Origin of the sequence: Nocardia arthritidis (assembly GCF_011801145.1) — a bacterium.
GTDB classification, from domain to species: Bacteria; Actinomycetota; Actinomycetes; order Mycobacteriales; family Mycobacteriaceae; genus Nocardia; species Nocardia arthritidis_A.
The window spans coordinates 6,734,111-6,759,232 of record NZ_CP046172.1; the positions used below are offsets into that span (position 1 = coordinate 6,734,111).

The 25,122-nt window shown below is 64.4% G+C and carries 20 protein-coding genes and 1 pseudogene; 6 read left to right on the top strand and 15 right to left on the bottom strand.

The annotated features are described in order from the left end of the window. Positions 1-84: 84 nt before the first annotated feature. Positions 85-630 carry a CGNR zinc finger domain-containing protein gene (locus tag F5544_RS30520; RefSeq protein WP_167476374.1) on the top strand — a complete coding sequence of 182 codons (546 nt, stop codon included), beginning with the start codon at positions 85-87 and terminating at the stop codon, positions 628-630. Here F5544_RS30520 and F5544_RS30525 read toward each other — a convergent pair. The 3 genes from F5544_RS30525 to F5544_RS30535 all read right to left on the bottom strand — a co-directional run bounded on the left by F5544_RS30525 (position 603) and on the right by F5544_RS30535 (position 2,912). Continuing rightward, complete coding sequence (locus F5544_RS30525) at positions 603-1,319, bottom strand: aminoglycoside 3'-phosphotransferase (protein WP_167476375.1); 717 nt, start codon at positions 1,317-1,319, stop codon at positions 603-605. The two genes, F5544_RS30520 and F5544_RS30525, sit on opposite strands and share 28 nt — an antisense overlap. A gap of 16 nt (positions 1,320-1,335) precedes the next feature. Continuing rightward, a complete protein-coding gene (locus tag F5544_RS30530) occupies positions 1,336-1,530 on the bottom strand; it encodes a DUF3046 domain-containing protein (protein ID WP_167476376.1) in 195 nt (64 codons plus the stop codon). A gap of 218 nt (positions 1,531-1,748) precedes the next feature. Next, positions 1,749-2,912: a glycosyltransferase gene (locus F5544_RS30535; protein ID WP_167476377.1), complete on the bottom strand. Its 1,164-nt coding sequence runs from the start codon at positions 2,910-2,912 to the stop codon at positions 1,749-1,751. 117 nt (positions 2,913-3,029) lie between these two features. On the opposite strand from F5544_RS30535, the gene F5544_RS30540 reads away from it, so the two are divergent. Further along, the gene (locus F5544_RS30540) at positions 3,030-3,584 is read left to right on the top strand and encodes an HD domain-containing protein (protein ID WP_167476378.1); all 555 of its coding nucleotides are present in this window, start codon (positions 3,030-3,032) and stop codon (positions 3,582-3,584) included. Here F5544_RS30540 and F5544_RS30545 read toward each other — a convergent pair. From F5544_RS30545 to F5544_RS30560, 4 genes are all read right to left on the bottom strand, one after another. Next, positions 3,569-4,279 (bottom strand): PIG-L deacetylase family protein, encoded by a 711-nt coding sequence (locus F5544_RS30545; RefSeq protein ID WP_167476379.1) that lies wholly within the window; start codon positions 4,277-4,279, stop codon positions 3,569-3,571. The genes F5544_RS30540 and F5544_RS30545 overlap by 16 nt on opposite strands. A gap of 111 nt (positions 4,280-4,390) precedes the next feature. Further along, entirely contained in the window at positions 4,391-4,564 is a 174-nt protein-coding gene (locus tag F5544_RS30550) for a hypothetical protein (RefSeq protein ID WP_167476380.1), read from the bottom strand. 162 nt (positions 4,565-4,726) lie between these two features. Beyond that, on the bottom strand, positions 4,727-6,013 hold the full coding sequence (locus F5544_RS30555) for a tyrosine-type recombinase/integrase (protein WP_167476381.1): 1,287 nt from the start codon (positions 6,011-6,013) through the stop codon (positions 4,727-4,729). Positions 6,014-6,207: 194 nt separating this feature from the next. Next, on the bottom strand, positions 6,208-6,390 hold the full coding sequence (locus F5544_RS30560) for a helix-turn-helix transcriptional regulator (RefSeq protein WP_238846745.1): 183 nt from the start codon (positions 6,388-6,390) through the stop codon (positions 6,208-6,210). Positions 6,391-7,107: 717 nt separating this feature from the next. On the opposite strand from F5544_RS30560, the gene F5544_RS30565 reads away from it, so the two are divergent. From F5544_RS30565 to mobF, 3 genes are all read left to right on the top strand, one after another. Continuing rightward, complete coding sequence (locus tag F5544_RS30565) at positions 7,108-8,142, top strand: DUF932 domain-containing protein (protein ID WP_167476383.1); 1,035 nt, start codon at positions 7,108-7,110, stop codon at positions 8,140-8,142. 89 nt (positions 8,143-8,231) lie between these two features. Then, a complete protein-coding gene (locus F5544_RS30570; RefSeq protein ID WP_167476384.1) occupies positions 8,232-9,809 on the top strand; it encodes a ParB/RepB/Spo0J family partition protein in 1,578 nt (525 codons plus the stop codon). A gap of 667 nt (positions 9,810-10,476) precedes the next feature. Beyond that, positions 10,477-15,714, top strand: coding sequence for a MobF family relaxase (mobF, locus tag F5544_RS30575; protein ID WP_167476385.1), 5,238 nt, complete (start codon positions 10,477-10,479; stop codon positions 15,712-15,714). A 178-nt stretch (positions 15,715-15,892) separates the two neighbouring features. On the opposite strand, the gene F5544_RS30580 is transcribed toward mobF, so the two are convergent. The 8 genes from F5544_RS30580 to F5544_RS30615 form a co-directional block, all read right to left on the bottom strand. Next, positions 15,893-17,449: an alpha/beta hydrolase gene (locus F5544_RS30580; protein ID WP_167476386.1), complete on the bottom strand. Its 1,557-nt coding sequence runs from the start codon at positions 17,447-17,449 to the stop codon at positions 15,893-15,895. Positions 17,450-17,582: 133 nt separating this feature from the next. Further along, complete coding sequence (locus tag F5544_RS30585) at positions 17,583-17,849, bottom strand: hypothetical protein (RefSeq protein ID WP_167476387.1); 267 nt, start codon at positions 17,847-17,849, stop codon at positions 17,583-17,585. A gap of 171 nt (positions 17,850-18,020) precedes the next feature. Beyond that, complete coding sequence (locus tag F5544_RS30590) at positions 18,021-18,551, bottom strand: LacI family DNA-binding transcriptional regulator (protein ID WP_167476388.1); 531 nt, start codon at positions 18,549-18,551, stop codon at positions 18,021-18,023. A 156-nt stretch (positions 18,552-18,707) separates the two neighbouring features. After that, positions 18,708-19,898: an MFS transporter gene (locus tag F5544_RS30595; RefSeq protein ID WP_238846746.1), complete on the bottom strand. Its 1,191-nt coding sequence runs from the start codon at positions 19,896-19,898 to the stop codon at positions 18,708-18,710. 461 nt (positions 19,899-20,359) lie between these two features. Further along, a complete protein-coding gene (locus F5544_RS30600) occupies positions 20,360-21,034 on the bottom strand; it encodes an HAD-IA family hydrolase (protein ID WP_167476390.1) in 675 nt (224 codons plus the stop codon). Next, positions 21,034-21,519, bottom strand: coding sequence for a cupin domain-containing protein (locus tag F5544_RS30605; RefSeq protein WP_167476391.1), 486 nt, complete (start codon positions 21,517-21,519; stop codon positions 21,034-21,036). The genes F5544_RS30600 and F5544_RS30605 overlap by 1 nt, the downstream gene beginning before the upstream one ends. Before the next feature lie 13 nt (positions 21,520-21,532). Beyond that, on the bottom strand, positions 21,533-22,666 hold the full coding sequence (locus F5544_RS30610) for a tagatose-6-phosphate kinase (RefSeq protein ID WP_167476392.1): 1,134 nt from the start codon (positions 22,664-22,666) through the stop codon (positions 21,533-21,535). 706 nt (positions 22,667-23,372) lie between these two features. Continuing rightward, the gene (locus F5544_RS30615) at positions 23,373-24,350 is read right to left on the bottom strand and encodes a helix-turn-helix domain-containing protein (RefSeq protein WP_167476393.1); all 978 of its coding nucleotides are present in this window, start codon (positions 24,348-24,350) and stop codon (positions 23,373-23,375) included. A gap of 89 nt (positions 24,351-24,439) precedes the next feature. Between F5544_RS30615 and F5544_RS30620 the strand changes: the two are divergent. Beyond that, a pseudogene (locus F5544_RS30620) lies at positions 24,440-25,036 on the top strand (transposase); the annotation flags it as partial. Positions 25,037-25,122 lie beyond the last annotated feature (86 nt).

The following is a 25,122-nucleotide window of genomic DNA, read 5'->3' on the forward strand; positions in this document are numbered from 1 at the left end:
GGGTGCCCACAGCCGCGTCAACCGGTAATTCAGGAATAGCTGGTTAGTCATCCGGCCGATCGGAGGAGGTCGATACCCTCAGTCATGCGCGATCCACGCCCACATCTCGGCGAACCGCTGGCACTGGACCTGTTGAACACACGGTGGATCGGTGACGGCCCGCAGGACCTGCTCACCGGCGTCGACGGCCTCACCATCTGGCTGCGCTCCACCGGACTCGACGGCCAGGCCACCGCGGACGCGCGCACCCTGGACGCGGTGCTGGCCGCACGCACCGCCATCTACGACACGGTGCGGCACGCGAACCACACCGCGCTCAACGAAATCCTCGAACGCGGCCGGATCAGGCGCACCCTCACCGACTCGGGCCCCGCCGACATCCCCGACATCCCGGATCCCGCTTGGGTACCGGCCTGGCTCGCCGCCGACAGCCTGCTACAGCTGCTCGCCACCGCGCCGGGCCGCATCCGCCAGTGCGCCCACCCCGAGTGCGTCCTGTTCTTCTACGACACCTCGAAGAACGGCACCCGGCGCTGGCATTCGATGGCGACCTGCGGCAACCGCACCAAGGCGGCCAGGCACTACGCCAAAAAGCCGGAGGCTCAGAACAATTCGTCGAGCAACCGGTAGTACTCCAGCCGCCGCTCGTCCGGCTCGGCCAAACCGTATGCCGCGAAGAACCTTTCGACCTCGCCCGCACCGAAATCGTCGCGCAGGTCTCGCACGGCCAGCGCCAGATCACGGTAGCGATCGGCGACGCCGAGCGTGCCGACGTCGATCACAATGCCGCCGAGGAGCACATTCGATGGCGTGTAATCACCGTGCGCGACAACGAGTTCCCGTTCCGCCGGGCGCTCGTCGCGCAACCGCGCCAGAATCTGTTCGGGTGCGAGGCCATGGTGGTCGAAGTCGTAGTCCGCGGGATCCACCGATCCGGCCGCCACTCGCTCGGCCGCCCGCGCCAGCACGGTATCCAGCCGCCCGTCGAACGGGCAGGTCTCGATCGGCAACCGGTGCAGCCCGCGCAGCGTCTCTCCCAGCAGCGCGCCGGGAGCCGGATGCCGCGCCAGGCTCGGCGCCCCGGCATCGGCGAGCACCAATACGTCCCGCTCGAAGACCACCACCTCGGGCAGCGCGATCCCCTGCCCAGCCAGCCAGTGCAACCGGGCATGCTCATCGATAGCATGCGGACCGCGCTTGACCCAGTACCGCCCGTCGACGAGGACGACCCCGCCGCTCATACCCTCATGCGCGGTGGAAACTGTCGGCGCCGCGCCGAGCACCTCGGCCACCGCCCGCGGCAGCCCGGTGGTATCCATCCGCGAAATCCCTCGACTACCAGCGATTTCGCGGTACGTCGAATTCCGAGCACAACGCCCGCCAGACCTCGCGCGGATCGACCCCGGCCTCGATGGCGGCCGATCCCGTCCGCCCGCCGAGCGCGGGGATCACGTGGTCGGCCAGCAGCGCGTCGCCGCGGGCCACACCGAATTCGGTATGCAACAGCTCCTGGAATTCCGTCAACCGCACCGTGCCCAAGATACAGGCCTGTGTTCGAAGTCCGGCCGGACGCATCCGCGGTCCAGTTCGTCGCCTGGCAGGTTGACGAGTCGGCCCCGATGGACCCCTCGCCAATCCTCATCAGGCGGAGAAGGAGCCCTCATCAGGCGGAGAAGGGGCCGATATCGGGGTTGTATCGGCGACGACAAAGCGGCCAGGCGGCGAGCTGGGCCGCCGGATGGGACTTCCTACGGCATGCGTACGGTGTCGAGCACCTCATGACAGATCCGGATCGGGTCGGCGACGTCCGTAGCGCCCGCCGCGGCCCGGCGCGCGGCGGTCGTGAAGCCGGGTTCCGCGAGCACGCGCTCGACGGCGGCACGCAGCGCTTCGGTGGTCAACGGCCGAACGAGTAGCGAACTACCTTGTCGCACAGCGCGGTTGGCCAACTCCCACTGATCGCCGCCGCCCGGAACGGTGACGATCGGCACACCGGCCGACAGCGATTTGGCGAGCAGACCGTGCCCACCGCCGCCGATCACCACGGCGGCCTGCCGGAGCAGTTCGTCCTGCCGTCCCAAACCCGCTGTGGCCCAGGACGGTAGGTCGGTGGGTGGCGTGTCGAGCGTGGAAACGGCCACTCGCACACCGGTTCCGGCCAGTGCCCGCAGCACCGTCTCGACCATGCCCGCGACACCCGTGTGCGCCGTGGACGGGGCCACCATCACCAGCGGACCGTCGCCCGGCGGCGCGGGCAGGACGGCCTCGGTCGGCTCCCAGAACAGCGGGCCGATCACGTGCGCGCGCTCCGGCCAATCCGGGCGCGGGACCTCCAGCGCGGGCAAGGTGGCCACCAGTCGGGCGGCCGGGCCGGGATCCGTTGCCGGCAGGCCGATTCCGCGACGCGCCTGCGCGCGCTGCTGTTCACCGCGGCGCACCGCGCGGGCGCTGAGCGCGCGCAGCAGCCGGTCGCGCAGCCGACCGCGCACACCGACACCCGCCGCAAGCCCACTTCCGATGGGCGGCAACGCCTTCGACGGCAGGTACAGCGGATGCGGGGACAGTTCGACCCACGGCACGCCGAGCCGTTCGGCGGCCATGCCACCGCCCGCGGTCAGCACATCGGAGACCACGAGTTCCGGCAGCATGGCGCCGAGATCGGGCAGGATCTCGGTCGAAATATGCGCCGCCCGTTCGTGAATGCGTCGGCCCGCGTCGGCGTCGTCCTCGTTCGGGCGCGGCGCCAAACCCTTCAGCCTGCGCACCGCGATGCCCGCCGCCTTGGCCTGAGCGAACCAGCGCGGACCGGTGAACAGCACCGGTTCGTCGCCCGCGGCCAGGAAGCGCAGGCACAGCGCGATCGCGGGGAAGGCGTGCCCGGGATCGGGACCCGCGACGACGGCTACTCGCATCCGCTTAGCGTGCCACACCCGTTGTCGGCACGATCGGACCGCTACGCCGAGACTTCACCCGCATTTCACCTACACCGTCTACGGTCTAGACCAATGCATGCCGAGCTGGGAGTACCGATGCGGATATCCACCATCGACGAATTGTTCGCCCTGCTGGCCGACTGCGCCGACACCTGGGATATGCCCGACCGCAGCGGCGACCCCGTCGACATCCTCGACCACGATCTGCAATGCGCCGAACTGCTGCGGCAATGGCATCCCGACGATGCGGAGCTTCAGGTCGCCGGGTTGGTCCACGATATCGGGCACAAGCTGGCGCCGGGCGACGATGCGGGACACGGCCGCAACGGCGCCGCGGCCGTGCACGCGCTGCTCGGCGCACGGGTGGCGCGACTTGTCGAATTGCACGTCGTCGCAAAGCGATACCTCGCCGCCACCGACATCGCGCACACCCTCTCCCCGTCCAGCCGGCGCACACTGATCGCACAGGGCGGCCCGATGGATCCGGTCGAGGCCGAAAAGTTCCGCGCCGACCCGGATTTCGCGGCCGCCGTCGCCCTGCGCCGCGCCGACGACGCGGGCAAGGCGGTCGGACTGGCCGTCACGCCGCTGGAATCGTGGCGCCCGGTCGTCGAACGCGTTGCGGCGCAGGCGATTCAGCCCGCGAAGTAATACAGCTCGAAGCCGACGGCGCGCTCGGCCGGGAAACCATCGATCGGGGCGGTCGATCGATCGACGATGGCGCGCACCTGATCCGCGACCGGTTCCGGGCTCAGCACCTCGAGGTAGCGGCGATGCTCGGACAGCGATTCGATTGCCTTGCCGACGGTTTCGGTGACATCCACCGCATGCGTCACCGTCGGGCTGGCCACCGCCGCCCAGCGCACCGACCACGGCGCGAGATCCGCGAGCTCCGGGAAGATCCACTCGTTGCCCGCATCCGAAATGGCGTCGAGCCCGGCCCGGCCGACAGCGCGATGATCGGCGCTGTTCGCGTAACCCTGCCGCCAGGTATCGCCGAAGTTGGCCAGCACCACCAGTTCCGGCCGATGCCGCCGGATCGCCCGCGCCAGATCGCGCCGCAGCTCCAAACTTTCCTGCACCCGGCCATCGGGATAGCCGAGGAACTCCACCTTGTCCACGCCGACCGCCTTGGCCGACGCGATCTCCTCCGCCTCACGCAGCGGACCCGATTCGGCGGGCGGCAGTCCGGCGATACCCGCCTCACCGCTGGTCACCAGCACATAGCGGACATCCTTGCCCTGCCCGGTCCAGCGCGCCACCGCGGCCGCCGGACCGTATTCGATGTCATCGGGATGCGCGACGATGACCAGCGCGCGCTCCCAGTCCTCCGGAATCTGTTCCACGGAACGATATTCAACCCAATACGAGGAAGGCCGCGCGCTCGCGGGCAGAGCGAGCGCGCGGCCTCATACGCACACCGACGGCGGATGATTCCCGGCACCCGCCACCCGGCGCTAAAGCTTGCTGATCGTGTTGTTGTTCGAGCCCGACACCGCCTTGTACAGCAGGTACAGCCCGAAGACGATGGCGCTGATCACCAGAATCGGGAACAGTCCCTTGATCAGCGCACCCAGAATGGCCAGCGCGATCCAGACGACCGCGACGATACCGATGATCTTCCACAACATTTCGTGCCTCCGAAGGCTTGCTCCGACAACCGCCGCCGTGGCGATCCGACTACTCCATGCTGGCAGGCCTAAGCCGAGAAATCACCAGGTGAGAGCCGATATCCGGGTGGAAATCAGGGTTGTCCCTGAGGTGGGGACGACGCCCTCGTCAGGGGCTCGGACCTACGCGGAAACCAGCGAAAATTCCAACTTTGTTCCAACTTTCGCTGGTGCGAGGTCTTCGAGGACGTCCGCGTTGTCCACTGCCTGTCGGATGTATCCGTCCGGGTCGATGTAGTGACGCTTCGCGACGCTACTCCCCTCCGAGTGCCCCAACTGTGCACTCGCGCGTGCTGGATCGGCCGTCTTACCGGTGATGTGAGTAGCAACGGTGTCTCGGAAGTTGCCGAGCGTCACCCATTCGAGTGAGGTGTCCGCCCGTACGGCACTGAGCGCGCTTTCCGCAGTGCCCGGCGCAACCATGTTGCCATTTGAGGACAGGAACACCGGTAGATCGTCGGACTTGGGTTCGGTAACGCGCTTCCAGGCTCTTAGCTCATCGGTCAGCCACTTCGGCGCGGTCACGTAGTACCCGGGTCCGCGCTTTCGCCTCAGCTGCCTGAATGCCTTACCTCGACCCTTCGGCTTGATGACCGTCGCATACACGTGAATGACCGCGTTCTCGACGGTCTCATCGTCGAGTCCTTCAATGTCGCGCCAGATAAGACCGAAGCCCTCACCAGGCCGGATGCCGGTGCCCAGCAGCGTCAGGCATAAGGGTCGGAAGTACTTCGCGCGCTTCAGCCGTTTCGGGATGAGGTCGAAGAACTCCGCACGTTCATTTGCGGTGAGTGCCCGCTGGTTTCCCTTGCCTGCCGGGGGTTTCGGCACCGGAGTCATCGGGCTGTAGTCGAATAACCCTGCAAGCGTGAGGATTTGGAACACTCCACGCAGGATCACGTAGTGGGTGACGGCAACCCCTGGATAGCACTCCGCAACGTCATCCAGGTAGTCGGCCAGGAATGCCGGCTTGCCGACTTCGCCAATCGTGAGGTCCCCCAACTCCTCATCAAGTTTGATGGCGTTGGGATCAGCCCGCGGTCCATCCGCCTTGAAAATCGCCCGCAGGTAGGAGTCGCACGTCTGTTGCGTTATCTTGCCAGCAACGACCCTTCTCCGCTCATGCTCCGCGTAGTAGGCGAAAACGACGCTCATCTTGTCGGTCAGTTCGAACTGGCGCCGCCGCGGCTTCGTGCGAACACTGCCCTTCCTGCGATTCGCCTCGAAGTTGGCCTCCCAGTCTTCGAGGCATTCCTTTCGGGTCGCGCCCGAGCCGCTGGAGCGGACGTACCGGCCGCTGAAGGCGCGATGCCGGACTCGGTCCAAACGCCATATGCCGTCAGATCCTTTGGTAGGGCTGAGCTTGTCTTTCGACGGACGCGCACCAGGCTCCATCCTGATCTGCGGCACTGACTCACCCCTTCCGCTAGCTCTCGGCACGCGGCAAGCGGTGCGTTAACCAAGCGCCGCGATGGACATGGCGAATCTCCTTGAGGTGACATAACAGTCGCAAGGGCGCGATAGTTAGCTATATGGTCGCTGTACGGTGACCAACCGTCAGCGGACGCCGAGCTGTGAACCTCAACGACGCGAACCAGCCGCCCTCAGCTGACATAACGGGCTTCCACCCATGCCTCCAGATCCGACAGCCGATACCGTGGCCTGCCACCGACCCGAGCAAACCTCGGCCCCACACCGCTACATGCCCAGTTCGCCAAGGTCTTCTTCTCCAACCCCAAATACTTCGCCGCGCTCTCCCGCGTCAGCCAAGGATCGTCATTGATCATGACCAGCTCCGATTGCATTGCTTCCGCCCACTTACCTGCACGGATGCCAGCACGTGAACGCGCCGGGCGATGTGCACCCCAAGTGCTCAAGATCGAGTATAGACTAATATTAGCTCTAATATATCACCAAGGCGGGCGGCGTTGCACCAAATCGGGAGCCCTGCCACTGCAGCGCCAGCTGCGGCAGGGCCGATTTCAGCTTCCGCTGCAACCATCGACCGTCGCCTAGCAGGCGCTCGGAAAATAGTTGCAGTTCGAGGGGAGAAGGCTGACCAAGCCGGGATGCTTAAGGCCTGCGCGGCCGACCACCACCGGCACCGCGGCCAGGACGGTTCGCCTCGAACTTCTCGATTGTCTCGACGAGCCAGACCGGTGAACGCCCGAATCGATTGTCAGGCGGTGGTAGATCACCCGGACGGGGTGATCCCTCACGACGGCGCCGCTCGGCACGCTGGTGAAGGGTGCGAGTCGAGTCTTCCGTCCACCCGAACCGCTGTGCGACGGCAGCCACGTCCAGAAACGTAGTTCCACTCACACAAACATCGTACGGCCGTACACGTGTCACCGCCTCCGGTGATCGGCCTAGATGCCAAGGCGTCCAAAGCCCTATCAGTCCATCTACCTGGATATTTACATCAGGTACCCCGTTGATATTAGAGCTAATACGAGTAAAATAGTTCGTGTAAGGCAAACCAAGTTTTGAGAGGAGTTCAGACCATGCCCCACAACCTCGACGTCACGAATGGCATTGCCGCATTTGCAGATTCACGAACAGACGCATGGCACCAACTCGGCCAGCAGGTAGGCCACGCGATGACAGCAGCGGAAGCGCTACGCGAGGCCCATCTCGCCGGGTGGAACGTGCGCAAGATGCCGCTGCAGATTCCGGCGCAACCACTGCCGGATGCCAGCGGCCAGACAGTTCCTTACCCAATCCCGGTCGTCGGCAAATTCGCCACCGTGAGAAACAATCCGATCACGGGTGGACTCGATTGTCTCGGTGTGGTCGGTGCCGGATATCAGCCTGTGCAGAACGAAGCCAGTTGCGAATTGCTCGATGCGTTGGTCGATGAGTCCGGGGCCCATTTCGAGACCGCCGGAGCTCTCTACGGCGGCCGAGAAACGTTCGTCACGATGAAACTGCCGATGACAATGAACTTCCAAGCTGTAGACGGATCTCGCGACACGACCGAGTTCTATTTGGCCGCACTGAATTCGCACGACGGGACATCAGCGTTTCGGCTCCTGATCACACCGATTCGTATCGTGTGCGCCAACACCCAGACCGCCGCCCTGCAACACGCAAAGGCGTCGTTCTCGATTCGGCACACCGCCGGGGCGACGAATTCGATTGCGGAAGCCCGAGAAGCGTTGGGTTTGACATTCGCCTACGTCGAGGAGTTCGAGCGGGAAGCCGCACGGCTCTACGCCCAGGACATGACGGCTACCGAGGTGCACGCCTTCGCCGACCAGCTCATGGCAGTCGAAAAGGCCGAAACGGAGCGGACCGCTGAGAACCGCCGCATTCACGCGAACAACATCACGCGCCTCTTCGTCATGTCTCCCACGGTGACTCCTCTCGGTAGTACGAAGTGGGCCACCTACAACGCCGTCACCGAGTACGCCGACCACTTCATGGAGGTCCGCAAGGGCGTCGGCAATCCGGCCGACGCCCGAGCCTTGCGAACCCTCACGTCCGACACCGTTCGAGACCTGAAGCTCAACGCATTTCACCTGCTGCAGACCGTCTGATCGAAGGCCATGATCTCAACCCACCTGCAGGGGCACCGGGCAGCTGGTACCTGCCCGGTGCCGCTCTGAACCATATCTGAGAGGCAACGATGACAAGCAAGGATTCCCCCACGGTCGAACCGTCCGCCGGTGTGCTCGAGCACTTGGACCCTCATACCGTCGTTATCGACGAAAACGTACGGTCCCACGTGAGCCTGGACGCCGAATTCGTCGCAAGCGTCGCCGATGGCGTCCTTCAGCCCGTGACGGCCGTCCGGCGGGCAGATGGCACGGTCGCCGTCCAAGATGGCCAGCGCCGCGTGCTTGCCGCCCGGCAAGCCGGATTGGCGGTGATTCCCGTGTATGTTCGGCCTACCGTCGAGACCGACGATAAGGCGCGAGCACTGGATAGAATCACCCATCAGTTGGTCAGCAACGAGCACCGAGCGAATCTGACTGGCGCAGAACGAGTTACCGCACTCGCACAGATGCTCGACCTCGGCTTGTCGGCTACTGCGGTCTCGAAGAAAGTCCACATCAAGCGGGCGGAAGTCCGCGCCGCAGGTATCGTCGCCAAGGCCGAATCAGCCCGTGCCGCTGTGGATTCCGGTGCGCTGACGCTGGCGCAGGGTGAGGTATTGGCCGAGTTCGAAGACTCGCCGGATGTTGTGGCTCGTCTCCTGACAGCCGCCGAGTCGGGCAGGTTCGATCACGTTGCCGCTCAAGTACGCAGGGAGCAGGAGCAGCGTCGCCGTGCCGAGGAAGCCGCCGCTTCATACACAGAGTTGGGCCACCCGATCCTCGCGGAGGAACCCGACCCCTACGCGGCCGACCCTGTTCGGCTCACCTGGCTACGGAGGCCGGACGGCGGCGAGGTCACGTTGGAGATGGTGTCCGCCAACCCGGCTGCTTGGGCGGTGTACATGGTGTATGAGGAGAACGGTAGTTGCATCGTCACCGCTACCGGCGAGGAGATCGACCCCGACACCGTCGACTGGGACACCGAAGGCGATCCGTCCGCCGAGCCCGATGGAGGGATGCGGCACGCGGATACGGTTGAACTACAGCCCGCATGGACTCCTGCCTTCTACTGCGTCGATCTGGACGCCGCCGGGGTGGTCGACCGCCGCCAGCACCATGCCAATGAGCCAGCGGATCACGATGAAAACGAGAGCCACGTAGCCGCCCAGCAGGAGGCCGAGAAAGCAGCCCAGCGCCGGAACGTCCGCGTGCTCAACACATTTGGCCGTGCCGCGACCGACACGCGTCGGGAGTGGGTGCGTCAACAACTCGCGCGACGAACCCCGCCGAAAAGTGCCGCCGCATTCACCGCGAACATGATCGCTCTCGATAATTCGCTGTTGTCGGACTTCCATGCTCCGGACGGCGCGGCCGACCTACTTGGCATCAATGCCGCCGGATTCCGCGATAGCGTGCAGCAACTCCTCGTCGGCGCGTCCGAACAACGCGCACAAGTGATCGTGCTCGGTCTGGTGCTCGGCGCGCTGGAGGAACGGACCGGACCGGATGCATGGCGCGGCACGCATCGGCGTGGCGTGCCGGAGTACCTCCGGTATCTGCGCGATATCGGGTATCCGCTCTCAGAGATCGAGGAAGTCATCACCGGCGACCGCACGGCCGAGGAAGTGCTGACGGCCGCCGCGAACGAGCCGCTCTCCGCCGACTGATCCGGGTATCCGCCAAGGTGCGCCACATTGTGGCGCACCTTGGCGCGCGAACGGCGCGAGGCGGTTTCGACCATGTCCGGCACCCCGTCCGGTCGAGCCAACCGGTGCGCCGATACCAAGCCAGTCCGGTCATGGTTCCAGGTTCGACGTACACCACCAGTGTCGAAGGCCGCACTATTCGTTCGCTTCAACTCTGTTGTTCGCCATGCGATGGCGCTCGGACTTCGCCAAGTGCGCCACCCGTCGCGCCGGTATTCCGAGCCGGTCGCCAATCACATCCACTGGCACACCACGCGCGCGAAGGCGACTTATGCACCGCGCCAACCTGTCTCGTGCAGCCGTCTCCGCTTCGATGCACTTCCGGGCCGCCGCGAATTCGCGCGATATCCACTCCCGTTCCCGCGAGGCCGCCAGCTCCGCGCGGGCCGCCGCCCTGCGCTCACTTCGCGTGCGAATTGCGCTGGCGCGTTTATATTGCCGATCCTCCACGTCTCGCCACCTCCGTACCTTCCTTCCCACCCTCTTCCCGCCTTCCCCCCGTCGCCCTCTTTCGCCCCCCTATCCCGCTGCTCACTCCTCCACCCGCCCCCTCGCCTCCATCCCCACAGACCTCTTGGATTCAGGATTGAAGATCTATAACTAGCTCTCATATTAGATACACTGAGCTATGACCGCGACCATGCACAAGATCACCGCTGGTGACGGGTACACCTATCTCACCAAGCAGGTCGCGGCGATGGATGCGACCGACTTGGGACGATCTTCACTCGCCTCCTACTACTCCGCCCGCGGTGAACACCCCGGCTTTTGGGCAGGCTCCGGACTCCCCGCGGTGGACCTACCGGCCGGATCCATAGTGACCGAACAACAGATGCGGGCTCTGTTCGGAGAGGGACGGCATCCGAACGCATCAGCAATCGAGGCGCAAGCCATCGAGCGCGAGATCGCCGCAGGTGCCAAGGCGAAGGACGCGAAGCGAGCAGCGGAGCACGCAAGCCGCCTCGGGATGCCGTTCAAGATCTACACAGCCGCAAGCGAATTCCGCATCGAGCTGGCAAAGCGTTTCAGCGAGTTCAACCTCGCTCGGGGCCACTCGTGGAACACCGCGATTCCACCGAGCGAGCGGGCCCGGATGCGCACCGAGCTCGCGCTCGAGATGTTCACTATCTCCTTCGGCCGGGCACCGCTGAACGGTACGGAATTGTCCTCCTGGGTAGCCGAAAACTCGCGAGCGAAGACGACCGCGGTCGCGGGCTACGACTTCTGTTTCAGCCCAGTCAAATCATTCTCGACATTGTGGGCCGTGGCTCCCGTCGAGCTGAAACGTCAACTAGAGCAAGCACATCGGCTTGCCGTGACGGGCGCCCTCGCCATGCTCGAACGCGAGGCGACGTACACCAGCATCGGCCGCAACGGCATCGCGACTCTCGACGTCATCGGGACTATCGCCACGTGCTTCGAGCACCGAGACTCTCGCGCCGGCGATCCGGACCTCCACACCCACGCGGTGCTGTCTGCCAAGGTCCGAACGCTCGACGGTCGCTGGCGCGCGCTGGATGGATGCCCGATCCACCGCTGGGTGGTCGCCGCCTCGGAAACCTACAACACCCTCCTCGAAGCCTGGTCACGTGAACTCGCCGGACTCGAATACGCGGAAGCGGAACCCGCTCGCGAAGGCAAACGACCCATCCGGGAAGTGATCGGCGTCAACCGGCGACTATGCGAATTCTGGTCCTCCAGGGACAAACTCATCGACAACCGTCGTGGCCAGCTCGCACGCGGATTCCAACGCCTCCACGGCCGCGAACCAACTCCTGTTGAAGCCCTCAAGCTAAACCAGCAGGCGAACCTGGAGACCCGCCAAGCCAAACACGAGCCACGCACAGAACACGACCAACGCGCCGCATGGCGCTCCGACGCCGAAGCCGTTCTCGGCGGCCCGGCCGGGATCGCCGAGATGATCACAGCCGCAACGCATCCCGACGTTCCGCCCGCACCGAACTTCGACAGCGTGGCGTGGGTTGGCGCAACAGCGGATCGGATCCTCACCACGGTCGCCGCCACCCGCGCCACCTGGCAGCGCCATCACATCGTGGCCGAAGCCCAGCGGCAGACTCGCGCGGCGCGGGTGAGCCAATCCGCGCTCGACTCCGTCGTCGAGAGGCTCGTCACCGCCGCGCTACATCCGCTGCGCGCCATGCCACTCGGGCGGACCGATCCGGTCTCACGAGCCGGTCCCGAGCCAGTCCAGCGACTCGATGGTTCCTCAATCTACGAAAAGCCCGGAACCCGGCTCTATACCTCAACCGCCGTCCTCGCCGCCGAACGTCGGCTGCTGGCCGCCGCCGAGCTCGTCGATGCCAGAACCACCGACTCCTCATCGGTGGCGATAGCGCTCCTCGAATACGAGGCCAACAACCGCGGGCGCGGGCTGAACCCTGGTCAGCAGGCTCTCGTCCGGGAAATGGCGACCGGCCCTCGTCGAATCACCCTCGCACTCGCCCCCGCCGGTACGGGCAAGACCACCGCAATGCGAGTCCTCACCCGCGCTTGGCAACTCGACGGCGGCACAGTCCTCGGCCTGGCGCCCACCGGACAAGCGGCCGGTGTACTACGCGAGGACATCGAAACCACGACGACCACCATCGACGCACTGGTTACCGCACTTCGCCCGAATCCCAACGGCTTTCGACGTCCTGACTGGGTGGACACGGTCGACGCCAGCACTTTGGTCATCATCGACGAAGCCGCCAAGACCGGCACACTCCTGCTCGACCAAGCTGTTTCGTGGCTGCTCTCGCGCGGCGCGAAGATCGCGATGATAGGCGACGACCATCAACTCGCATCGGTTGCCGCAGGTGGGATCGTCCGAGATCTCGCGCACGCCACCAACGCGCTCAGCCTGAACCGAATCGTTCGGTTCTCCAACCCCTCCGAAGGTCCTGCGTCACTCGCTGTCCGCTCCGGAGATCCGGCGAGCCTCGGCTTCTACCTCGACAACCGACGCATCCATGTCGGCGACCTGGCCGCAATGGAGGAGAACGCCTACCAAGCGTGGCGAGCCGACACCGCCGCCGGTCTCGACTCGGTGATGCTCGCCCCGATAAACAACATCGTCGACGCCCTCAACGCCCGCGCACACGCCGATCGACTAGCCGAACTCGCCTCGGAGACCGCACTCGGCAACACCGTCGTCTGCTCCGACGGACTCGAAGCAGCCGCGGGCGACATCATTTGCACTCGTCGAAACGAACGCCGACTCGCCTTCACAGCCACCGATCATGTCCGTAACGGCTACCGCTGGATCATCCAGCATGTCCGCGACGACGGCAGCCTCGACGTCACCCACATCGGCACCAAACGGCACATCCACCTGCCCGCGGATTACGTCCGCGCCGACGTCACCCTCGGCTACGCCACCACAGCCGATGCGGCCCAAGGGATTACAGTCCACACCTGCCACGCCGTCGGCATCGACACCCTCACCCGAGCACAGCTCTACGTCATGCTCAGCCGCGGCAGCCTCGCCAACCACCTATATCAAGCCACAGCATTGCCGGGCGACGAGAACTCCGTCGTCACCGATCGCGCAACGCATCCCGACACCATCGCCGACCACTGGCAGCGCATCCTCGCGAACGAAGGAATCGACAAGTCCGCCACCACTGTGGGCCGTGAACTCGCAGATCCGATGCTCCGGCTCGGTGTCGCCGCTGAGGCCTACCACGACGCAATCGGCCGCGCCGCAGAACATCTCGCCGGGCCCGACGTGCTCGCTGCCATCGATACCGGCGCCGATCGCATCCACCCCGGACTGGCCGATGCTCCGGCATGGTCTGTCCTGCGGCGTCACCTCGCCATCCTGCACATCGAGGGCAACGATCCGCTGACCGCACTCCAGCAGGCAGCCGATCAGCGCGAACTCGATACGGCCAACGACCCTGCCGCCGTACTGGATTGGCGGCTGGATCCCACCGGACACCACCACGCCGACGGTGATCGGCCACTCCCCTGGCTGCCCACGTTGCCTAACCCACTCACCGAACATTCCGAGTGGGGGCCGTATCTCATAGCCTTGCGACGCTTCGTCACCGACCTGGCCAGCCAGGTCCGCAACAACGTTGCCAGAGCCCCATCAGCCGCTCAGTGGGCATGTCCCATCGCCGCCGACCGCGACCTCCTGACCGATCTCACGGTCTGGCGCTCCGCCCGCCGCATTCCCGACACCGACGAACGTCTCACAGGCCCAACCGAATTCGCAGTCGCTCCACGCCGATATCAACAGGAACTCGACGATCGGGTGGCCGCACTGCTGGGTGATCTCACCGCGCCGGTCAACCAATGGGCGCCGCTGGCGCGCCGGATCGATCCACGCCTTCCCGACGATCCGTACTGGCCGGTGCTCGCCAACCATCTCCATGTCGCTGACGAAACCGGCATCGACATCGAGGACCAACTCATCACTGCCGCAGCCGAAAGACCGCTGCCATCACAAGAACCAGCTGCTGCGCTGTGGTGGCGCATCGCACCCGATATTCCCGAAACCGGCTTCCCACCAACAGCCTCCAACCCTTCGCGCGGTCCACTGGATCCGTCGGGACCGACCGACGCAGCCATCCCCGCCGACGCTCCGCCATCGCGACCTCCTCAAGCCGGTTCCGCTGCCAGGGGGCAGCCCACCGGCACTCCCTCACGCCCGTCCGGCCCGCGGACTACGCCTGCGCGGCGGCATTCTGAAAAACGAGAGGAAGACCCAAAAATGGACATCAACCGTTCGTGGGACAAAATCACCGAAGCCCTCAATCGCGTCTCCGGCCCCGGCAAGACCACCGGCGACTGGGTTCGGTATCTCTGCCCAGTCCACGAAGCCGACGGCCGCCACCACACCCCGTCGCTCGGCGTCACCTACAACCAGCAGAAGCAGAAAACCGTCATCCGCTGTTTTGCTGGCTGCTCCGACGAGGCTGTGCTCGAACGGCTCGACCTACATGTCCGGGATCTCTTCGACCGCCCGCCGGAGCACGAAAACCCCCATCGGACAAGAACTTCGCGCCGTCCGGCTCTGACACCTTCATTGATCGACAGAGCCCTCTTCGCGGCCGGGCTGCCGCTCACCAGGCACAAGCCCGACCTCGGTCGGGTGTCGGGCCCCTCCTCACCAGTAGCGACTTACATCTACGAGTGGCCGGACGGACGCCCCGAGGGCAAGGTCACCCGCGTCCACACACCACACAAACATGGTCGCGAAAAGAGCTTCTGGCAAGAGCGTATGACCGAAACTGGCTGGCAGAAAGGCGGTTTCGCGCACGTCCCGTTCCGACTACCTGCCATTGCCGACGCTGTGCGCCATGGCGAGGACATCTACATCTGCGAAGGCGAGGAAGACGTCCTCACAGCCAACCGCGTCGGCCTGACCGCCACCACCAACGCCGGAGGTGCACTCAACTGGCAACCCGACCACGCCGAATGGCTCCGTGGAGCCCACCGCGTCTGGATCGTCGCCGACCGAGACGCACCCGGCTATCGGCACGCTGCCGATGTCGCCGAGACCCTGCAAGGACTTGTGGACGAGATCCGTATCGTCCAAGCCCGCGACGGCAAAGACCTGACCGACCATTTCAACGCCGGACACTTCATCGACGAGTTGGAACCCGTGCCCCTACTCGATGATCACTACCGGTCGCCGCTCACCGAGAACGAAGCCATCACCTCGCCATCAGCGTCACAGTCAGAGCCGCACACTTCCAGTCCACCCGTTCCTCAATCAACAGCTGATCTTCTGCGCTCGACCGAACTCAGCGACCATCACACTGCCGTACTGAACCGCAACGCCTGTCGCCAAACAGGTGACGCTGAAATGGGCTGCTACACAGGCCAATCCGACGGTCCAGACGTAGGGTTGTGATTCCGCGACCAGCCGTCGGGACGGCTGGCCGTCGCCTTACACCATTCTGCTCGACTCGACCGCCACCGACGGCATCGACTCCCTCGCCCGCCCCAACCGGCCGGAACGATAGCCGCTGTGGCAGCTTTCGTGACCGCCACCTTAATTGGAGTAATCAGATCGGAAGCGTGCACTGAGATCAGGGACCCGCCGGTCCACAGTCGAGCCCGTCGGCGGGCACCGCCAATTCGGTGAGATAGCGCAGGACGGGTGCGTCGACGCAGGCCGACCCGCTGATCAGGAAGACACCGTGCTGTTTGCCCTGATAGGTGACGAGCGGGCCGCCAAGCTGGCGAGCGAGTTTCCGATTTCCGTCGTACGCGGAGGCCGGATCGCCGGTGGCGGCGACGACGACGATCGGCGGCACACCGTCGGTCGAAAAGGTGTGCGGTGTGCTGGTCGGCGGCACGGGCCAGAAAGCACACTTGTCGATCGGGGCCTGCCCGGCGAATCCGCCATCGTCGAGGAACGGCGCGGCGGCGAATATCCTTCGCTGCAGATCCGCCGCCCCGGCGCGGTCGGTGATACGCGGACCGTCCATACACAAGACGGCGTTCTGCAAGGTGGTGTCGAGAAATCCGTCGACATTCTCGGTGGCCCCGCGCAGGATGTCCCCGCGACCTGATCGCAGTTCGCGAAGCCCGCTCAAGATAGTCGACCACCCTGACGGGCTGTAGAGTTCGGCGACGATGGCGGTGATCGCGTCATTGTAGGTCAGTACCCGCTGTCCGGCCGGAAAAGGTTGGGCGATAAGCGGATTCACCAATTCACGGAAGGCCGCCACTGCGCGGCTTGGATCAGTGCCAACGGGGCAATCGGGACTCTTGGCGCAATCACTCGCATAGACGTCGAATGCCTGCTGCAGGCTCGCGGAGAACGACACCTGATCGACCACTGGCCCGTCCAACGGTGTGCCGCTGTCGAAAACCATGGCGCGAACCCTGCTCGGAAAAGCCTCGGCATAAGCAGATCCGAGCCTGCTGCCGTACGAATACCCGAGGTAGGTCAGCTTGTCATCGCCCAATACCGCGCGAATGACGTCCAAATCCCTCGCGACCTCGCGCGTGCCGACCTGGCCGAGCAGTTCGCGCCCCGATCGCTCGACGCATTTGGCCACGTAGTCACGACTCTTTCGCTCCGCCGCAGCGACTCCGGTCGGAGACCAATCGGTTTGGTAGTCGTCCGGGCGCATCGCGTTTTCCGATGATGTCAGGCATTGGACCTTCGGCGTCGACGCACCAGAGCCGCGGACGTCGAACCCGATAACGTCGAATCGATCGCCGAGCGCCGTCTTGCCGAGGGATGCCTGGAGCAGCCCGAGCCCGCCCGGCCCGCCGGGATTGACCAGAATCGAGCCGATCCGGTCACCCCGGGCCCGCAGCCGCGAGACCGCGATCCGTGCCGTATCGCCCGCCGGCTTCGCATAGTCGATCGGCACGAGCACCCGGGCACACTCGACCTCAGGCTCCAGCTTGTCACCCTCGGCGAATCCCGAACACGAACCCCACGCGAGGCGTTGGTCGTAGTACTCGGCCAGTCCCCCTTCGGTTTTCTCGCTACCGCAAGCCACACAGCCGGCCAGTACCGCTGCGCAGGAAAGTACGACACCAACTATCGCCCGGATCCGTTTCCGCGCGACTCGACTCTGGGGTGCGCTGCCGAGGAGAACGGAATCCGAATGGGTACCAAAGTTCATGATCACCGACAGTAAGGTCACGGCGCGCACCTGCACGATCGGGCGACCTCCCCGAGTCGTGGTGGTGCTGGCACCACCACGACTCGGAATCGATCCCGCGCCCGGCGCATCGGCCGAATGCGGCAGCGGCAACTCATTTTCCGAAGAATCCGATGCCCACGAAATAGTCGACATACCTGCCTAGAATCTCCGATCCGATCACCCTGGATTCAACACAGGCACCAGTGAGCACCGCCCGCGACTGAGAATCGAGATAGCGGTCCCAGCTGTTCCCGTCGTCGGATACACCATGTAAGAGCAAACTCTTGGTGTGCATGGCTATGCCCAATGAATCGTCACCCTGCCGCATGAGGTCGGACGATAAGCGATTCAATTCGTCGATGAATTCTGCGGTCGGCACAGAGCGGAAGGAGAAGCCGCGGGACTCCAGAAGGTTGAACAGATCCTTGAGCAGTATCGGGTGGACAGCAGGTTGTAGTTTCCGCCGAGCGTGCCCGGTTCCGCCGCGATCGTCACCAATCCCCGGGCCACATCGTTCACCGGCATCAGCGCAATTCTGGCGTATTGGAAATCATGCGGCACCATCCCCGTTGCGATCATCGCGCGAATCGCATTCCACCGGGGTGCCGCGCCGCCGCTCGTGCAGCAGCAGCGCGTGCTCGTTGCCGACGGGCATCACGATCAGTCCGTCGACCCGCCGCGACAGCAGCGCGTTGAGGACCTGCAGCTGCCGATTCGGATCGTCGTCGCTGCTCACAGGGAACACCAGGGTGCCGCGTCGGTGCGCATAGTCCTCCACGGCCCGATGCAGCACACTGGCGAAGGGATTGGCGACATCCATCAACACCAGCCCGATGGCGGCGGTCCTCTGGCCACGCCCCCGCAGGGTGCTGGCCGTCAGGTTGTGCCGGTAGTCGAGCATCGTGACCGCCTCGCTGACCTGACGTGCCAGCGTGGGTGAGACGCCGCGCTCGCCGCGCACCACCCGCGATACGGTCTTGATGCTCACCCCAGCCAGTGCCGCGACATCGCGCATGGTCGCGGCACTGCGTCGCCCACCCGATTCCGACAACGTTGCCTCCGGATCGGACGGCGCTGACATTCAGTACCTCTCTCACACGGCGACGGCTTCCGCCGCCCGTCGAGGCCATAGCAGATCAGTTGGCCGGCACGAGCGTGAACGCGGCAGCACCACACGTGTAGGTGGGCGGCACGCTCATTCCGGTCTCGGCGCATATTGCTTGCAGCGGTCATAGCTTCAACTGACGGCAGAATCGGCGGGCACGGTCCCGCTGCCACCGGACGATTCCAATGGTCGCGGCAATATGCGTGCGGTCCGCCCGGAGGGGACGGCAACTGCGGCGAGAACCAGCCCCACTGCACTCAGTAGTGCACCGACCCAGTTCAGGGCGGGATAGCCGAGTCCGTTGTCGATCACCCGGCCGCCGAGCCACGCGGCAAGTGCCGCACCGGCATTGAACGCCGCGATATTCGCTGCCGCCGCCAGGGTCGGGGCTCCGTCGGCCTGCCGGAGCATCCAGCTCTGCATGATCGGAACGAGCCCGAATCCGGCCGCACCGAGCAGCGCCAGCGTCATGGCGGCGGGAATCGGGGCGTGCACCGTCGCGGCGAATACCAGGAGCACCGCGACCAGCAGGGTCAGGCTGCCGAGCAATGCCGACCGCGGCCATCTGTCGGCGACCCGGCCGCCGATCAGATTGCCCACGACCAGTCCGGCTCCGTACAGCACCAGCAGCCAGGCCATGGACGACTCCGCGAACCCGGCGATGGTGGTCATCATCGGAGCGATGTAGGTGAACGAAATGATCTGCCCGCTGATCCCGGCCGCGGTCATGGCCAGCGCCAGCCACACCTGCGGCCGACGGAAAGCCGTGAGCTCACGCCATAGTCCGGCATCGGGATCGGCGGGTGCACTCGGCACGAGTGTCGCGATCCCCATCAGCCCGATCAGGCCGAGCAGGGCCACGCCCCAGAAGACCGTGCGCCAGCCCAGATGCTGGCCGATGACGGTCCCGGCCGGGACGCCGAGCACATTGGCCAGGGTCAGGCCGGTGAACATCGCGGCGATCGCACCGGCCCGGCGATCGGGTGAGACCAGCCCGGCGACCACCACGGTCGCGACACCGAAGTACGCGCCGTGCGTGAGTGCGGACATGATGCGTCCGGTCATGAGTAGGCCGTATCCCGGGGCGAGGGCGCAGAGGGTGTTGCCGATCACGAACAGTGCCAGCAATCCCAGCAGCACGGTCTTGCGGCGCATCCGGGTGGTGGCCGCAGTCAGGAGCAACGCGCCCGCTACCACGCCGAGGGCGTATCCGGAGATGAGCAGGCCCGCAGTGGAAATAGAGACATCGAGGTCGCGGGAGACCTCCGGAAGCAGTCCGTTCAGCACGAATTCGGTGCTGCCGAGGGCGAATGCACTGATCATCAAGGCGATGAGGGCAAGTGGCACCGCAGGATTCCTAATCGTTTGTAGGGATAGGGACTCCACGCTCGAGTGGCGGCGACGGTGTTATTCCTGGGGCAGTCTGTGAGCGTTGGCGTCGCTGCGAACCTCATTGGTCGCAGGCGGACACGTCGATGTCCTCCGCCGATGGCGAACGGAACCACCCGGCTCAACGACACCTCTACCGACAGGTTTCCTCGGCCAAATGTTTCACCGCCTGCCAATCAGCTATTCCACGCCGAGGACCGCGCCCGCTGCTTTACTGCAGCGGCAGCTCGTTCAGAACCTTCGTGAGATGTCTGGCGCGCAAGCCGATAAACCATTCGAACCTCGGCTCATTCGCCCCTGGATATGAGCCAGGTCGCCTTTTTGATTTCGGAAACGTTATCTTTCGTCGCCCGTTGTATGGGCTTTCGTCGAATAATATTTCTGGTTGATCGCTGTCATCGCTCGGGAACGGTGGGGGTGGTGTCGATGTGCAGGACTTTGATCGAGGACAACGATTCGATGCGATGATCGTAGGGTGCAAATGGCCCGCCTTCGCGACCGGCGATGGCGATGGCTCGCATACCGGCGGCTTTGGCCGCGTGCAGTCCTGCGGGCGCATCTTCTATCACGACGCAGTCTCGGGGTTCGACGCCGAGTCTCGACGCTGCGGTCAGGTAACCTTCCGGCGCCGGTTTTCCCGTGCTGACGTCGTCGGCGGTGATCAGGACATCAGGGATCGGGAGTCGTGTGTGGGTCAGCCTGGTGACGGCGACGGGGTAGTGGCCGGAAGTGACCACAGCCCAAACGGATTCGGGGAGTTGGCGAATCAGATGCTCCGCTCCAGGGCAGGCAGTGAGCCTGTCGGTATTGCTGATGTCCTGCTCGAGCAGGCGCTGCGCTTCGGCTCGGGCATCGAGGAAGGGCGCGACCTCCGCGACGAGTTCGGCGAGGGTGCGGCCAGGGCACACTGCGATCACATGATCAGCGTCGAGGCCATGTTCGCCGGCCCAGCCACGAAGATTCTGTTCGATGACGGCTGCGGAGTCGACCAGCACGCCGTCCATGTCGAACAAGACAGCAGCGCAGGTGAGTGTGGTGTGGTCGGGGAGTCCGAGCTGGATCAGCGTCATCAGGACGCGCTCCCGGTCTCGTGTTCGGCATCGATGCGGCCGTCGGCACGGTTCTGGTCATCGGCCAGCCTGATCACATCGTCGAGCTCTGGGGTCGAGACCTCGACCAGGGTGATGTCGGTGTCCGCCTCGATCCGGTGCACCGTACCTGGTCGCACGTGGACGATTTCACCGACGACGAGCGGGCGTTGCAGCAACGGCTCATCCGGAGATGGCGCATAGTAGAGAGTCCCCGAACCGCGCAGGATAAGATTCGCCTCTTCTTTGCGCCGATGATATTGCAGGCTGGTCCGGTGACCCGCCGTCAAGTGAATCACCTTGAATCCGAACGGCGCCCCTTCGGTGACGAGCCAACGCTCCTCACCCCAATGCTTGGCCACCGTCTTGGTCAGTGCAACGTGCGTGATGGAGGGTTGGGCGGGGTAGGAGTTCGCGGGAGCACTCGTGTTCTGCAGCAGGTCGATCAGGTACGCGGGAATGGTCATCAGGTACTCCGGTTCAGCCGACGGGGACGGGGGCCTGGAAGTGGCACAGATAGTGCTGAATCGACTCGGCGATCGCCCGGCGTAGTTGGTCGTCGACATAACCGCTGTCAGGTCCGAATGCGTACTCGACCCGTTTTTTGATTTCGCCGAACTCTTCGGTCCCGAACACGTAGTGACCGGCGATGACCGCTCGGTCAGCGTCGGTGGCGGTGGTATCGGTCTTCATCCACTTACGCCACAATCCAGACTCGTAGGCCAGCGTCAGGAAGTCCTCGCGTTGCTGCGACAGCCCGGCTTCCGCCATCAGCGCCAATAGCGTGCGGGTCTCCACCACTCCGAATTCGGGGGCGACATTCAGTGCGGACACCCCGTTGATGGCCAGCTCGCGCAGCGCGCTGCCCGGCAGATAGTCACCGTTGTGGGACTTCAACGCCGAGCCGAACTCATGGCAGATCTGGGCCAGTTCCCGGATCGTGTGGCCAACGGCGGCCGGAGCCACCACAAGCGCCCCACAGTTCTCGGTTTCCTTCACCTTGGTCGCGGTCTGCGCGACGATGAATGTCGGACGCGGCAATCCCGCCGCGTGCAGACGGCGCGACACTTCGGCGATCTGCGCCCGGAATTCCCGCGGATCGTTGGTATCGACGCTCTGGTCCTCGAAACCGATCTCGAACATGATCTCCCGATCGAGCCCACGAGCATGAGCGTAGGTCTGCGCGTACAACTCGATCAGACGGTCGACCGCATCGGCGGTGTTCGCCAATCCATCGGCCTCCATACACGTATCGATATGCAACAGATCGAAACCGCTTGCCACGTCCTCCCGAAACGACGCGAGACAACTGTCCATTGCCGCATCCTCACCGAACCCCTTTTCCTGCGGATGCTGCCAAGGGCCGCCGTGATCTCGGCAGACCAGAACCAGACGGTCCTGGTCTCGCTCGCGCACATAATCCACGAGGTCTGCGGCCGTCCAACCTTCGACGTAGCCCCCACCGAGAACATTCGTTTCCACCTGACGGCGGCTCGGGATCAGCATAATGCGTTGCCGGTCACGCTTGGCGATCTCGATCACCGCATCCACGCAGTTGGCAGACATCGGCCCAACTCCCAGCCGAGACGGAAGGTTCAAATCAACCAAATTCATTTTCAATTCCCCACCTTTAGTCGTACACGCATAATTTTGGTTCGTAAATGTGCAGTCAACCGAAGGTCGCTACGCGATGGGCGAGCCCGTCGTCATCCCAGGTCCTTGCAAATCGTGCACCGTTTCCGAATTAACCGTTGACCGACTTCCAGGTAAGCTGACTGCTTACACGCCATCCATATTTCGAATCCATCCATACAACATTCACGATGATGAGGCATCGAACGAAGACTCGGACGTCAGGAAAACTTGTCTCGATTTACGAGCATCTCTGATGCCTTGAACTCTCTACCGGTTAGAACTGCTATCGAAAGATATTCTTATCGACTCGCGCGGAACTGCTCAAAATAGATTCTTCTTGTCGTTTCCAGAGATGGTTCTACTAATGCCCTCCCCGAACACGTTTTGCGTCCTTACCTCGCAAGCCTGGTTGGGTGGGCTCTTGCGCTGAGGCAACACTAGCCCGCATCACGACGTTCGGAACATCCGTCAGTCGCCACGAGGCACCGGAGGTCATGACGTTGGCACTCGATGTCGGTTGAGCTGCCCGACGTGATGGAACCCCTCCGACCACGCGATGCTCTTCATAGCAGCCTGGCTGCCAGCCCAGCTTGATGTGCTGTCGCTCGCTCGGAGTGAAGTCCGATCCCGGAAAGACAGCCGAATCATGAAGCCCGCCGCATCGGCGCGACCAGTCCGCCCTTTGTTACTGACGTCCTTGTCGTGATGCGCGGTACTCACCGGGGGTTTGACCCGTTTCCTGCCGAAACACCCGATAGAACTGTCGTTCGGTGCGGAAGCCGCAGGCATATCCAATCGCCGCGATCGGTTGGAAGGGCTTGGCCGAGAGAAGTTCTCGTGCCCGTTCGACACGTACCCGGCGCAGCATCATCGCGGCACGATCGTCGGTATGGCGGAAAAGACGAAACAAACTACGCCGCGACAGGTGACACGCTCGCGCAATGTCATCGACGGTCAGCGCTGGATCGGCGTAGTTGGTCCGAATGAAATGCTCCACCTGCTGTTTTGCCAACTCCCGCGCCGACTCGTCGCTGGGCTCCGCATCGACCGCCAGCGACACCACGCCGGAGAGCAAATCGATACTCGGCGCACCCAGCACTGTCGCCCTCTGCACGTCGTCTCCGGACAGGCGACAAAGCCCTCTGAGATACTGCGCGACGACACCTGCCGCACCACGCAGCGGCACATCGATGACGGCTGACAACCGGTCCGGTGTCAGTCCAGAGGATTCGAGTGCGACAGCCATCGGGACCTGGACAACGACCATTGCCGTGGCGGGGACCGCAAGTTGCATCGCGTACGGCATACCTGTCGAGAACAGAACCATGGTGCCCGGCCTCCCCTCCACGCTACGGCCGCCATGCTCGATGAGCGCGCGCCCCTGCGACACCAGCATGACGCTCAGGAATTCCCCCTCCGATTGCGCCACCTGCCGCGCGCTGCGGCGGACGAATAGGCCAGAGCTGCGGAAGCTCGACACCGCCAGCTGGTCGAACGCGGTGAACCTTGCCCGGCCGAAGAAGCTGTCGCCCCCCACAGGCGCCACCGATACCGGAACCAGCGTGTTGCTCAGCAAATGTTCCCACTGTTCGAATGCGTCACGCACCGAACACTCCGGCGTTGAACTCACCTCGACAAAAGCGCCGCTTGGCAATTCGGTCACCAACCCATGATCACATCGAACCGAACGCCCGGCGGACCAGACGATGTTCCTGGCGGCGGAATCGCGAGACGCTGCATTCATACCAAGCTGACCGCGAGCGGCCGGGCACCGGTGAACCCCTCGTGGTGGACCTGCGGCCCGGCAACGCCTGGCTCCAACACCGCCGCCGACCACAAACAGGTCCTGGCCGCGGCGTTGGCGCAGCTACCGTGGCAGCCGGGTTACCGTGTCGGGCGGAAAGCGCTGGTCCGCACCGACGCCGGCGGCGGCACGCACGAGTTCGTGGCCTACTGCGCCGCACGGCGGCTGCAATATTCGCTCGGGTTCACCCTCACCGAAGCCTTGGTCGAGGCGGTCAATGCCGTCCCGAAACACGTGTGGACCCCGGCTTACGACGCCGAAGGCCAGGTGCGCGAGGGCGCCTGGGTCGCCGAAATCACCGATATGGCAGACCTTTGCGGCTGGCCCGAGGGAATGCGACTGATCGTCAGGGAAGAAAGGCCCCATCCTGGCGCGCAGTTGCGGTTCACCGACGTCGACGGGCTGCGGTTGACCGCGTTCGTCACCAACACCGGCCACGGTCAGCTCCCCGACCTGGAATTACGGCACCGCCGCCGCGCCCGCTACGAGGACCGGATCCGCGCGGCAAGGACACCGGGCTGCGCAATCTGCCCTTCGACAGCTATGAAGCCTCGATTAGTGCGCAAATTTCGACCCCATAAACCGCAAACCAGCAGATCAGGAGCTTACAAACAAACAACGCTACAGAACG

What these genes read in the sequence shown, in the direction of transcription:
- F5544_RS30520 (WP_167476374.1), top strand. Translation starts at nt 85, where the DNA reads ATGCGCGATCCACGCCCACATCTCGGCGAACCGCTGGCACTGGACCTG.
- mobF (WP_167476385.1), top strand. Translation starts at nt 10,477, where the DNA reads ATGACCGCGACCATGCACAAGATCACCGCTGGTGACGGGTACACCTAT.
- F5544_RS30565 (WP_167476383.1), top strand. Translation starts at nt 7,108, where the DNA reads ATGCCCCACAACCTCGACGTCACGAATGGCATTGCCGCATTTGCAGAT.
- F5544_RS30525 (WP_167476375.1), bottom strand. Translation starts at nt 1,319, where the DNA reads ATGGATACCACCGGGCTGCCGCGGGCGGTGGCCGAGGTGCTCGGCGCG.
- F5544_RS30560 (WP_238846745.1), bottom strand. Translation starts at nt 6,390, where the DNA reads ATGATCAATGACGATCCTTGGCTGACGCGGGAGAGCGCGGCGAAGTAT.
- F5544_RS30595 (WP_238846746.1), bottom strand. Translation starts at nt 19,898, where the DNA reads ATGATCAGTGCATTCGCCCTCGGCAGCACCGAATTCGTGCTGAACGGA.
- F5544_RS30535 (WP_167476377.1), bottom strand. Translation starts at nt 2,912, where the DNA reads ATGCGAGTAGCCGTCGTCGCGGGTCCCGATCCCGGGCACGCCTTCCCC.
- F5544_RS30590 (WP_167476388.1), bottom strand. Translation starts at nt 18,551, where the DNA reads ATGTCAGCGCCGTCCGATCCGGAGGCAACGTTGTCGGAATCGGGTGGG.
- F5544_RS30600 (WP_167476390.1), bottom strand. Translation starts at nt 21,034, where the DNA reads ATGACGCTGATCCAGCTCGGACTCCCCGACCACACCACACTCACCTGC.
- F5544_RS30550 (WP_167476380.1), bottom strand. Translation starts at nt 4,564, where the DNA reads ATGTTGTGGAAGATCATCGGTATCGTCGCGGTCGTCTGGATCGCGCTG.
- F5544_RS30610 (WP_167476392.1), bottom strand. Translation starts at nt 22,666, where the DNA reads ATGAATTTGGTTGATTTGAACCTTCCGTCTCGGCTGGGAGTTGGGCCG.
- F5544_RS30605 (WP_167476391.1), bottom strand. Translation starts at nt 21,519, where the DNA reads ATGACCATTCCCGCGTACCTGATCGACCTGCTGCAGAACACGAGTGCT.
- F5544_RS30540 (WP_167476378.1), top strand. Translation starts at nt 3,030, where the DNA reads ATGCGGATATCCACCATCGACGAATTGTTCGCCCTGCTGGCCGACTGC.
- F5544_RS30570 (WP_167476384.1), top strand. Translation starts at nt 8,232, where the DNA reads ATGACAAGCAAGGATTCCCCCACGGTCGAACCGTCCGCCGGTGTGCTC.
- F5544_RS30580 (WP_167476386.1), bottom strand. Translation starts at nt 17,449, where the DNA reads ATGAACTTTGGTACCCATTCGGATTCCGTTCTCCTCGGCAGCGCACCC.